This is a genomic window from Bradyrhizobium sp. (assembly GCF_019242285.1).
In the GTDB taxonomy this organism is placed as follows: Bacteria; Pseudomonadota; Alphaproteobacteria; order Rhizobiales; family Xanthobacteraceae; genus Bradyrhizobium.
Map to the genome: position 1 here is coordinate 1 of NZ_JAFAVV010000867.1, position 10,722 is coordinate 10,722.

At 65.8% G+C, this 10,722-nt stretch carries 12 protein-coding genes; 7 read left to right on the forward strand and 5 right to left on the reverse strand.

Features of this window, described 5'->3' with window-relative positions; all coding sequences use genetic code 11:
• Positions 1–133 precede the first annotated feature (133 nt).
• Positions 134–1,690 (forward strand): tripartite tricarboxylate transporter permease, encoded by a 1,557-nt coding sequence (locus JOY90_RS35625; RefSeq protein WP_291695771.1) that lies wholly within the window; start codon positions 134–136, stop codon positions 1,688–1,690.
• Between the two features lie 109 nt (positions 1,691–1,799).
• Here JOY90_RS35625 and JOY90_RS35630 read toward each other — a convergent pair whose 3' ends face one another.
• Positions 1,800–2,828 carry a hypothetical protein gene (locus JOY90_RS35630; RefSeq protein ID WP_291695772.1) on the reverse strand — a complete coding sequence of 343 codons (1,029 nt, stop codon included), beginning with the start codon at positions 2,826–2,828 and terminating at the stop codon, positions 1,800–1,802.
• Positions 2,829–3,082: 254 nt separating this feature from the next.
• On the reverse strand, positions 3,083–3,934 hold the full coding sequence (locus JOY90_RS35635) for a LysR family transcriptional regulator (protein WP_291695773.1): 852 nt from the start codon (positions 3,932–3,934) through the stop codon (positions 3,083–3,085).
• Between the two features lie 105 nt (positions 3,935–4,039).
• Between JOY90_RS35635 and JOY90_RS35640 the strand changes: the two genes are divergently transcribed.
• The 4 genes from JOY90_RS35640 (at position 4,040) to JOY90_RS35655 (ending at position 6,419) form a co-directional block, all read left to right on the forward strand.
• On the forward strand, positions 4,040–4,432 hold the full coding sequence (locus JOY90_RS35640) for a tautomerase family protein (protein ID WP_291695774.1): 393 nt from the start codon (positions 4,040–4,042) through the stop codon (positions 4,430–4,432).
• A 33-nt stretch (positions 4,433–4,465) separates the two neighbouring features.
• Positions 4,466–5,035, forward strand: a complete 570-nt coding sequence (locus JOY90_RS35645; RefSeq protein WP_291695775.1) for a DUF4865 family protein — start codon at positions 4,466–4,468, stop codon at positions 5,033–5,035.
• A gap of 164 nt (positions 5,036–5,199) precedes the next feature.
• Positions 5,200–5,610: a DOPA 4,5-dioxygenase family protein gene (locus JOY90_RS35650; protein ID WP_291695776.1), complete on the forward strand. Its 411-nt coding sequence runs from the start codon at positions 5,200–5,202 to the stop codon at positions 5,608–5,610.
• 221 nt (positions 5,611–5,831) lie between these two features.
• A complete protein-coding gene (locus JOY90_RS35655) occupies positions 5,832–6,419 on the forward strand; it encodes a hypothetical protein (protein WP_291695777.1) in 588 nt (195 codons plus the stop codon).
• 41 nt (positions 6,420–6,460) lie between these two features.
• Here the strand turns inward: JOY90_RS35655 and JOY90_RS35660 are convergent, their stop codons facing one another.
• Positions 6,461–7,498, reverse strand: a complete 1,038-nt coding sequence (locus JOY90_RS35660) for a cobalamin-independent methionine synthase II family protein (protein WP_291695782.1) — start codon at positions 7,496–7,498, stop codon at positions 6,461–6,463.
• Positions 7,499–7,700: 202 nt separating this feature from the next.
• On the opposite strand from JOY90_RS35660, the gene JOY90_RS35665 reads away from it, so the two are divergent.
• Complete coding sequence (locus tag JOY90_RS35665; RefSeq protein WP_291695778.1) at positions 7,701–8,888, forward strand: acetate/propionate family kinase; 1,188 nt, start codon at positions 7,701–7,703, stop codon at positions 8,886–8,888.
• Here JOY90_RS35665 and JOY90_RS35670 read toward each other — a convergent pair.
• Together JOY90_RS35670 and JOY90_RS35675 are read right to left on the reverse strand one after the other, a co-directional pair.
• Positions 8,868–9,572 (reverse strand): hypothetical protein, encoded by a 705-nt coding sequence (locus JOY90_RS35670; protein ID WP_291695779.1) that lies wholly within the window; start codon positions 9,570–9,572, stop codon positions 8,868–8,870. The two genes, JOY90_RS35665 and JOY90_RS35670, sit on opposite strands and share 21 nt — an antisense overlap.
• On the reverse strand, positions 9,547–9,885 hold the full coding sequence (locus JOY90_RS35675; RefSeq protein WP_291695780.1) for a PadR family transcriptional regulator: 339 nt from the start codon (positions 9,883–9,885) through the stop codon (positions 9,547–9,549). Before JOY90_RS35675 ends, JOY90_RS35670 begins: the two co-directional genes overlap by 26 nt.
• A 153-nt stretch (positions 9,886–10,038) precedes the next feature.
• On the opposite strand from JOY90_RS35675, the gene JOY90_RS35680 reads away from it, so the two are divergent.
• On the forward strand, positions 10,039–10,722 hold a 684-nt coding region (locus tag JOY90_RS35680; RefSeq protein ID WP_291695781.1), incomplete at its 3' end, for a GMC family oxidoreductase.

A 10,722-nucleotide genomic window follows, 5' to 3' on the forward strand; every position in this document is an offset into this window, starting at 1 on the left:
GGCGGCGCTTGGCGACAAGACTGCAACCCTCAGGGGATCGGCAACGTTGGCGGCCATTATCACCGTCACGGGCTGCTTCCTCTTCTCCTATGTGCTGAAAGTGCCGTTTCCGTTATTCCGTTGGGGTTTCTAAATGTTCGCGAGCGCTCTTACCGATCTCTGGTACGGCTTCGGCGTCGCTTTCGAGCCGCAGAACATCATGTGGTGCTTTGTCGGCGTGCTGGTCGGCAACATGGTCGGCGTGCTGCCGGGCATGGGACCGCTCGCCACCATCTCCGTGCTGCTGCCGCTGACCTTCGGCATCAAGCCGGTCGGCGCCATCCTGATGCTGTCGGGCGTGTTCTACGGCGCGCAATATGGCGGTGCGATCTGCTCGATCCTGCTCAATCTGCCATGTCACCCGCCGCATGCGGTGACCTGTCTCGACGGATTTCCACTCACGAAGCAGGGGCGCGGCGGCGCAGCGCTCGGCATCACGGTGATCTCCTCCTTCGTCGGGGCCTCCTGGGGCATCACCGAGATGATCTTCCTGTCGCCGGTGCTGGTGCAAATGGCGTTGAAGTTCGGTCCGACCGAGATCTGCTCGCTGATGCTGCTCGGCCTGCTGGCCGGCTCGACGCTCGCCCGCGGCTCGCCGCTCAAGGGCATCGCCATGACCATCGTCGGCCTCCTGCTCGGCATCGTCGGCACCGACATCGAGACCGGCACGCCGCGCTTCACCTTCGGCATCCCTAGCCTGTTCGACGGCGTCGAGCTCGTCGCGCTCGCCCTCGGCCTGTTCGGCATCGCCGAATTCATGAAGAGCGTGAACCAGTATTCCGAGATCAACACCAAATATTCCAACGTCACGTTCTCTGACATGCGGCCGTCGCGCGACGAGTTTCGCCGCTCCATCCCGGCCATGTTCCGCGGCACGCTGATCGGCAGCCTGTGCTCGCTGATCCCGGGCACCGGGCCGACCATCGCCTCGTTCATGTCCTATGCGGCGGAGAAGAAGATCTCCAAGACGCCGGAGAAGTTCGGCACCGGCATGATCGAGGGGGTCGCCTGTCCGGAGGCCTCCACGCATTCCTCGGTGCAGGGCGACTTCATCCCGACCATGAGCCTCGGCATCCCCGGCGACGCGGTGATGGCGCTGATCCTCGGTGCGCTGATGATCCAGGGTATCGTGCCCGGGCCGCAGCTCATCAGCCAGCACCCGGACATCTTCTGGGGCCTGGTGGCGAGCTTCTGGATCGGCAACATCATCCTGGTCGTGCTCAACGTGCCGATGATCGGGCTGTGGGTGAAGCTGCTGATGATCCCCTACAAATATCTGTTCCCGAGCGCCTTGTTCTTCGTCGCGATCGGCGTCTACTCGACCAACAACGACATGTTCCAGGTCGGCGAGACCGTGGTGATCGGGCTGGTCGGCTATCTCTTGCTGCTGCTCGACTTCCACCCGGCCTCGATCCTGCTCGGCTTCGTGCTCGGCCCGCGTTTCGAGGAGAACTTCCGGCGTGCGATGCTGATCTCGCGTGGCGACGTGCTGGTGTTCGCCAAGCACCCGATCAGCGCCTTCTTCCTGTTCATGTGCGTGGTGCTGATCGCGGCCCAGATCTACGTCCGGCTGCGCAAGCCGAAGGTGCTCGCCTCCGTCGATGCGGCCGAGCGCGAGCTCGAACGCGGGACGCCCGCGGCGGCGGAGTGACGGGCAGGCTGGTCAGAAGAGCGAGCGAAACCAGCGCGGACGGCGACGACGTCCATCGCCCCTGGCTCCGCCTGGATCGATTGTTTCAGGTGCCGGGCCGCGCCGGCAATCAGCGCTGCGCCGATTGCTGGAGCTGCTGCTTGGCCTCGGCAGACCCAAGCTCCGCAGCCCGCTCATACCAGGCGCGAGCCTTGAGCGCATCGGGCTTGGCGCCGATCACGCCGAGGTCCTTGAGCACGTTGCCGTCGAACGTCCGGGCAAGGGCGTAGCACGCGTCGGCGCTGCCGGCTTCGGCGAGGTGCTGCAGGATCAACCTGGCGCTGGCGATGTCGCCCGCATTGAGCAGGTCACGGCCGCGCTGGAACAGCGTCGCCATCTCTTCGCGGGACAGGTTCGATGTGGCGCGGGACGGCGGCGCGGCGGGTGTGACAGTCACCGCCTGCTCGGGCGCGGCCGGCTGCACCGCTTCCGGCTTGGCCGGCTCGGTCCGGGCGGGCACGGGCTCCGTCCTGGCGACGGGCGCCGGCTCCGTCCTCATCAGAGGCGCGAACACGCCGATCGGAGATTTCGCCGCCTCGGTATCGCTCGGCTGGACGGCGGCGAGCACCGGGGCGGCGGTAAATACCGCCGTGCTGCCCGGCTGCCCCTTTGCCTCGGCCTTCTGCATATGGGTAAAGTCTGCAAGCACGGAACTGGAGAACGACGCGTTCCTGCTGGCTTGGTCGCCACCGCCGAGCAATGTGCTCGGCTCGGGCAGCCGCACCGAGTTGGTCACGGCGAGCGCGATGCCGGCCGCGACACCGACCGCAGCCGCGACCGCAGTAACGGTTCCGAAGCCCGGCAATTTGAACTGCTCCGTCGGCGGAGGCGGCATCATCTCCGGATCGAGCGTCTGCAACCAGGCCTGACGCGTCTCGGCAAGCTTGAAGGAGTCCTCACGCGGTGTTGCCAGATTGAAGCTCGGAAGACGTGCCGGTTTCTCGGGCTCGGTATCCTTCGAAGCGCGCTTGAGATAGCTTGCGGCGGCCACGACTTCCATTTGACGCCGATACATCTCGTCCGGCCGGCTCGCCGCCGTCCAGGGAACCTCGGTCGACGTGCGCTCTTGATCGGCATCATCCTGGCGCGGGGAACTCATCACTCAACCTCCAGACGATCAACGCGAAGCGTTTCCTGTCACATCGCACGGAACGCCCAAACCGCGCTGCCGCAGGGTTATCGCGGCCCGTTCTTTTAGGTCGCCGCAGGCTGATCGAGATTTTGGGCGCCAACGTTAGCGAGAAAAGGCCATTATGTGTTCATTTTTCGGCGGTGGTACGGTATGGCCGTAGGACGCGTCCGTAATCATTGAATTTTTTCAGAGCACAAACATGGCGTGAAGCGGTGAAAAACTCAATTCGCGGTGGCGCGGATCGTCGCGGCCAGCGTCTTGAGCGCGTTCCTGGCCTGTCGGTCGGTGACATTCGAATGCATCACCACGTCGCGTGAAGGCAGCGCCGGCAGGCCGAACCGTTCGCCGACATCGATGGTGCCTGACGGTGCGACGCGGCGGCCGAGGGCGGCCACCGCAAGGCCTGCGGCGACCGCAGCGCCCGTCGTGGCGGTGCCGCCGCCGACGAACACCTCGATCCAGCCGATGCCGGCGGCCTTCAGCGCCTCGATGGCCATGCTCCGCACGCTGCATGGATCAGCTTGGGTCGCAAGCCGCAACGGCTCGCCGGCACGATGTTCGAAATCAGGCGCGGCCATCCAGCCAAAGGCCTCCTTGAGAATGGCCTCGCCGCCGCGGCGGCGATTGTCGTGGCGCAGCACGATCGCGGCATCGACCGCGCCGCGATCGAAATCGTCGAGCACCTCGCGCGAGGTCGAGATCCGCAGCTCAAGCACGAGTGCCGGCTCGGCGCTGCCCATTCGCTTCAAGAGCAGGGGCAGTTCGGAGCCCACGACGTGATGGCTGATGCCGACCACGAGCCGCCGCCGCTCCAGGCCGAACGAGCCGACCGCACCATGATGCGCGGCAATCAGGCTGCGCGCCGGCTCGAGAAATGCGGTGCCGTCCGCCGACAGCCGCACCAGCCGCGGGGTCCGCTCCAACAGCCTGCGGCCGAGCCCGTCCTCCAGCCGCTTGATCTTCAGGCTGATGGCGGACTGCGTGGTGTCGAGCGCCTCGGCGGCACGGGTGAAGCTCTTCAGATCGGCGGTGAGGACGAAGGCCTGCACCGCCTCGATATCCAGTGCTCTCATAGTCCTATCATTTCAAATTGAAATCATTGAAACCATATTTCATGTCATGTCCAAATGATCAACCCGGGCCTATGTCTTCGTCGTTCACAAGCGCAGGAGGTCCACTTGCCGCTGGTTCGCGTTTCGCTTCGAAGGGGCAAGCCCGCCACCCACCGCAAGGCCATCCTCGACGGCGTCTACCGCGCGATGCGCGAGGCCTTCGACGTGCCGGAGGAGGATCGCTTCATGGTCGTCACCGAGCACGACGAGGCCGATTTCAGCTACAGCCAAAGCTATCTCGGCATCGCGCGCAGCGATGACCTGGTGATGATCCAGATCACCGCCAACGACACCCGCACGCTGGCGAAGAAGCAGGCGCTCTACCGGCAGATTGCCGAGAACCTTGCGGCCGATCCCGGCCTGCGGCCGGAGGACGTCTTCATCAACGTCGTCGAGGTCCTGCCCGAGAACTGGTCGTTCGGCCTCGGCGTCGCGCAATACGCGGCCGCCAGGCGCTGATCCTTCCCAACCCAGGAGCAAAGGAACTGCACCATGCTCATCGCCCATTACGCCCATCGGCTGCCCGCCGACTACGACATCGAGATCATCCGCAAGCGCGCCAAGACTCGCGGCCATCTCTTCGACGATGTTCACGAACTGTACTTCAAGGGTTTCCTGCTGCGCGAGCGCGGCCGCTTCGGCGCGATCGCCAACGAATATTCCTCACTCTATCTCTGGCGGCGGGACGAGGGTTTTCGCGACTTCCTGGTCAGCGGCCGTTACAAGTCGGTGACGGACAGCTTTGGTCGGGCGCAGATCGAGACGCGCGTCGTGCTCGATGCCCGCAGGGGCGACGCCGGCGAAGCGCGTTTCGCGTACAAGGAGCAGCGGGACATTCCGCACGATGCCGATCTGACCACCGCCTTCGCGGCCGAGATCGAGCACAACCGCGAGATCGCAGCGCAGCCGGGCATCGTCGCCTCTGCCGTCGGCGTCGACGTGCAGAGCTGGAAGTTCACCCGCACGCTGTTGTCGGAGAAGGAGCCCAGCGGTGCGGCCGGCGAGGAGGCCTACCAGGTGCTTTATCTGGCGCGGCCGCTGTTTGCGACTTTGGCGCATTAGCTTCAGCACGCTGGCATCCGTACGGGCGAACAGGCTTCCAAGGTTTCGATCACAGCACGGAAGCCTGCGTCACGTGAGATAGCCGGATACGCCGTCCCACAGCTGTTTAATTCAAATGGGAAGCGCTGTAGCATGGCCGCTCCGCACACGACCGGAATTTGCCGATGAGCGACGCCCCGCGCCCCGTCAACGAGATCGGAAGCTACCACGCCCATGTCTATTACGACCCGGCAGCCAGCCGGGCCAAGGCCGAGCAGTTGCGGGCCTGGATGGGCGAGCGCTTCTCGGTCACGCTGGGGCGCTGGCATGACGTGAAGGTCGGGCCGCACGACCAGGCGATGTACCAGGTCGCTTTCGCGCCGGAACTGTTCTCGACGCTGGTACCCTGGCTGATGCTCAACCATGGCGGCCTCAGCATCCTCATCCATCCGAACACCACCAATCCGCGTCGGGATCATCTCATCGATCCGCTCTGGATCGGCCGGCCGCTTCCGGTGCATGGCGACAAGCTGCCGGAAGAGACGGAGACGGAGCTCGCGCCGCCGCCGAACACGAATCCGTCTGTCCGTCCCTGATCGCTCGGCCGACCAGTGCACAGCTTTCACCCACTTCTCATTTGCTGAATGACTCCGGTGCCGGCATAATCGTACCGCAGCCGTCCAATGAGAAGTCCGCGATCAATGCACGCAGAAGCGAGGAGCGCACGGGGCTTTTCCGTCATCCTGGCTATTGCGTTCCTGATGCTGGCCGTGCTGCCGGCCCTCGGCTTCGACAGTTTCGGCGGTGGAGCAGCCAAATGAGATCGCAAATCATGTTCGCCCTCGTCGTCTCCGCCTTCGGCATAGGAGCGGCGGCGGCCCAGACGGCTGACGACCTCACCGAGCTTCGCGGCGAATGGCATCGCGCCGGCGCCGGCTTTGCCTGCAAGGTTCCGGTCAAGCGGCAGCTCACGCCGCAGGAGATCGAGGCCGGCGTGCTGTCGCGGGCCTGCCAGCATCTCGGGCCTTTCGTCATCGGTCAGGATGCGCAGGTCGTGCGGGCGGCGCTTGGGCCGCCACACAAGACGTTGCCTCAGCCGAACGGCGCGAGCGCGCTGATCTATTTCCTGGAGCAGCAGGGCGCCTATCCGTATCTGGTCGTGACCGTGCTGAAGAGCCGGGTGGTGGCGCTGCAGGTGACCGGTCCGGCCGCGGCCAAGGGCTACAGCTTCAACCATCTCGATCTCGGAGCGACGACGGAGGCTCTGGTGCAGGCGTTCGGCCAGCCTGGTCATTTCGAGCCCAGCGAGGAGAAGGACACTGAGCTCTGGACCTATCCGCCCTGGCCGTTCTCGTTCGAGGTGCGCGGCGGCCACGTCTCCTCGATCCGAGTCTCCGAGCCGTAGCAAGAACCGGGAGCCGGGTTCGAGGCGCAACCTCGCTCCGCTCATCCGCTGATCTCCTGCCGCACCTTCGCGGCCGCATCGCACATCGCCTTCAGCTTGCCGAAGGCGGTCGCACGCGGCATATATTTCATGCCGCAATCGGGCGCCACCACCAGGCGCTCGGCTGGCACATGTTTCAGCCCGTTGCGGATGCGCTCGGCCACGATGGCAACGCTCTCGATCTCGGGATCGCCGAGATCGAGCACCCCGAGCATGATCTTCTTGCCCGAGAGGTCCTTCAGCACGCCGAGATCGAGCCTGGGCTGCGCCGCCTCGATCGAGATCTGCTCGGCGGCGCTGTCGGCAAGCTCGGCGAGGAACGAATAGCCGGCCGGCTTGGTCGAGCCCGGCACCACGGCCGCGTAGCCGAAGCAGAGATGTACCACGGTCGGTACGGTGATGCCCTCCAGCGCGCGGTTGATCGCCTTCACCGCATGGCGCCGCGCCAGCTCTGGATTGTTGCGCACCCAGGGCTCGTCGAGCTGGATCACGTCGGCGCCCGCCCGCTGCAGGTCATGCGCCTCCGCATTGACCGCCTCGGCGAACGCCATCGCCAGCGCCTCATCGTCCTTGTAGTGCTCGTCTTTCGCCTGCTGGCTCATGGTGAACGGGCCGGGCAACGTGATCTTGGCGGCGCGGTCGGTGTTCTTGCGCAGGAATTCCATGTCGCGCAGCTCGACGGGCCGGCTGCGGCGGAGATTCCCGACCACGCGCGGCACCGGCGTCTGTTGCCCGGTGCGCGCGGTGATGATCGCGGGGTTGTCGGCATCGACGCCATCGAGCGCGGTGGCAAAGCGGTTGGAGTAGCTCTCGCGGCGGATTTCGCCGTCGGTGACGATGTCGATCCCGGCGCGCTCCATGTCACGGATCGCGACGACGGTGGCATCATCCTGCGCCGCTTCGAGATGCTCCAGCGGCAACCGCCACATCGCCTGCATGCGGGTGCGCGGCACCGATTTGGACAGCATCGCGCGGTCGACCAGCCAGTCCGGCTGCGGATAGCTTCCGACCACCGTTGTCGGCAACAGACGGGTTGGCAGGCTCACGGGCATTCTCCTCGTGCCTTCGGATGAAGCCATCCGCAGCGTCTGCGACCCTAACACACAATGGGAACGCGCGCGCAGCGGTGGGCGTTGACCCGGAACGGCACCACGGCGATGTGCCCCGCTTCGTGCGGCACTGGCGGTTGACGCGGGCGTGCCTATTATTGCGACGAGCAATCTCACCGGAACAGGCGGCCGAATGGTGCAGCATATCCTCATCCTCAACGCCGGATCGTCGTCGATCAAGTTCGCGCTGTTCGACGCGGCGCCGGAGCCTGTCGAACATGTGCGGGGCCAGATCGAAGGCCTCGGCTCGACGCCGCATCTCGAAGCCCAACGTGATGGCCGCAAGATCGCTGACCGCAAGCTCGATCCGCGCGAAGCGACAGACCATGATGCGGCGCTCAAGGTCGTGCTCGACGTGCTGGCGCAGACGATCGGCCGCATCGCGATCGCCGCGGTCGGACACCGCGTCGTGCATGGTGGCACGGCGTTCAGCGAATCGATCGCGCTCGACGAGGCGAAGCTCGCCGCGATCGAAGGGCTGAGTCCGCTCGCGCCGCTGCACCAGCCGCATAATCTCGCCGGTATCCGCGCCGCGCAGCAGAGTTTTCCGGATGCGTTGCAGGTGGCCTGTTTCGACACCGCCTTCCACCGCTCCCATCCCTGGGTCAGCGACGCCTATGCATTGCCGCGCGAGCTCTACGACCAGGGCATTCGCCGTTACGGTTTCCACGGCCTATCCTACGAATATGTCTCGGGCTGCCTGAAACAGATCGCCTCGCGCGACGAGCAGCGCCGTGTGGTGATCTTGCATCTCGGCAACGGCGCCTCGATGTGCGCGCTCCGCGACGGCCAAAGCATTGCCTCCTCGATGGGCTTCACGGCGCTGGACGGGCTGGCAATGGGCACACGCTGCGGCCAGCTCGATCCCGGTGTGGTGCTGTATCTGATGCAGCAGAAAGGCATGAGCGCGGGCGCGATCGAGGATTTGCTTTATCACCGGTCGGGGCTGAAAGGGCTCTCCGGCCTGTCGCAGGACATGCGCGAACTCGAAGCCGCCGGCACCGGGGAGGCGGCGCAGGCAATCGACTATTTCGTCGATCGCATCCGCCGCGAGCTCGGCGCTATGGCCGCGGTCCTGTCCGGTCTCGATTCGGTCGCATTCTGCGCCGGCATCGGCGAGCACGACGTCCGTGTCCGCGAGCAGGTGTGTCGCGGCTTCGAATGGCTCGGCATCGAGCTCGACGAGGCCCGCAACCGGGCCGGCGAGACGGTGATTTCGTCGGACCGCTCGCGCGTGCGGGTGTTCGTGATTCCGACCAATGAGGAGTTGATGATCGCCCGCCATGCGACACGATTGCTGTCAACGTCGCGCCAGCGCTGACGCGGCCATGGTAGTCTGGACGGTCGTCGCGATCCCGAATGCGACCGCCGCGACCATGACGATCTCGGCAAGCAGCGACAGTACGGGGATGACGATCGCGACCGAGAATGGCATTGCGGCGAGGCGAATGCCGGTCAGGACGCTCTCCACGATCACCGCCGCGAGCAGCGCACCGACCGCGGCGGCGCACAGCGCCAGGCCGCAATTGAGCTGCCGGCGATGACGGCTCGGCAGATCGGCCGGCATGCGCTGCGTTGCGAGATGGCAGAAGCCTGCGAGCGCAAAGCCGATGGCGACGAAAAAAGCGTAACGATCGATCGGCAGCGCAACAGCGCTCAAGGCCTGCAACGTCGCGCCGCTCTCCCAGCGCATGAAGCCATACCAGGCGAGGCGGATTTCCATCGCGGCAAACAGGCCGATCACCGCAAGCGCGCAGAGCAGGCCGACCCGCTGTGCCCGCGCCAGCAGGCAGTCGGCGAGAAGGTGCCGGGCCAGCTCGTCCGCATCGCCGAAACGCGCGATGGCGCTCCGCTGGTTGTCCGGCGACGGGCCGCCCAGTTCGTCCGCCGCCTCGAACAGATGATCCTCGATCTCGGCGCGCACGCGGCGCGCCAGCGCGGCGTCGAAGCCGAGCTGCCGCGTCAGCGCGCCGGCATAGTCAGCGATCGGTTCGTGCTGTCGCATGATCCGCATGTCCGAACATGCCGCCGACGGCCTCGATGAAGCGCTGCCAGACCGCGCGATGGTCGGCGAGCGCCAGCCGGCCGCGCCGCGTCAGCGTGTAGACTCGCCGCCTCCGGCCCGACTCGGCCGTGGTCCAGCGGCTCGAGAGCAGCCCCGCCTTCTCCAGCCGCTGCAGCGCCGGATAGATCGTGCCCTCGGGGAGATCGAAGGCGCCGCCGCTGCGGCGGTGGATTTCCTGGATCACGGCATAGCCGTGCGCCGGCGCGCCGGCGAGCGCCGCCAGCACGATCATGTCGAGATGCCCTTTCAGCATTTCGCCTTCCATCCCAGAAAGGCTATGCCTTGTGTTGCGAGGGGTCAAGCAGGGCCGCGCGGCGCGAAGCGGCCACCGCCTTTTGGCATTGACCGTCCATGGCGCCGCCGCTACCTCTTCGAGCGCTGTCGATGCCGCGTGGGAGGACAATGAATGAACAACAAGGGTGCATCGCGCGACGCTTCCGAGTTCGACTACGTCATCGTCGGCGCGGGCTCGGCCGGCTGCGTGCTGGCCAACCGTCTCTCCGCCGATGGCCGGCATTCGGTGCTGCTGCTCGAAGCCGGCCCGAAGGACACCAACATCTGGATCCACGTGCCGCTCGGTTACGGCAAATTGTTCAAGGAGAAGACCGTCAACTGGATGTACCAGACCGAGCCGGAGCCCGGACTGGACGGCCGCCGGGTGTTCCAGCCGCGCGGCAAGGTGCTCGGCGGATCGAGCTCGATCAACGGCCTGCTCTACGTCCGCGGCCAGCACGAGGACTATGACCGCTGGCGCCAGCGCGGCAATGTCGGCTGGGGCTATGATGATGTGTTGCCTTATTTCAAGAAGGCGGAGAACCAGCAGCGCGGCGCCGATGAATATCACGGCACCGGAGGGCCGTTGTCGGTGTCGGACTGGCGGCACGACGATCCGCTGTCGGAAGCTTTCGTCAAGGCCGCGGTCGAGACCGGCATTCCCTTCAATCCGGATTTCAACGGCGCGAGCCAGGAAGGCGCGGGCTTCTTCCAGACCACGACGCGGCGTGGCCGCCGCGCCAGCAGCGCGTATTCCTACCTGCGCCCAGCCAGGGGCCGCGGCAATCTCGGGATCGAGACCTCGGCGCTGGCGAAG